Raw genomic sequence first — 233 nt, 5'->3', positions numbered from 1 at the left:
GCCGGGAGCGGCCCGAATCCCTTCGAGGCCGACATTGCGGTCAACGGCGACAAGATCGCCGCGAACGGTCGGCTGGACGACGCGCAGGGCATCGAGCAGATCGACGCCAAGGGCAAGGACGTCGCACCGGGCTTCATCGACGTGCACACCCATGACGACGGCGCGCTGCTGGACCCACTCGGCATGGACCCGAAGATCAGCCAGGGCGTGACGACGGTGATCGCCGGCAATTG

Annotated in this window: 1 protein-coding gene; it reads left to right on the top strand. The window is 67.4% G+C overall.

Going from position 1 to position 233, the window contains the following annotated elements; translation table 11 throughout:
* On the top strand, nucleotides 1-233 hold a 233-nt coding region (locus tag KVT37_RS33060), incomplete at both ends, for an amidohydrolase family protein (RefSeq protein ID WP_217579109.1).

The sequence above is a fragment of the Mesorhizobium sp. GbtcB19 genome (assembly GCF_019091085.1).
Lineage (GTDB): Bacteria > Pseudomonadota > Alphaproteobacteria > Rhizobiales > Rhizobiaceae > Mesorhizobium.
This window is presented reverse-complemented; position numbering and strand designations above follow the sequence as displayed.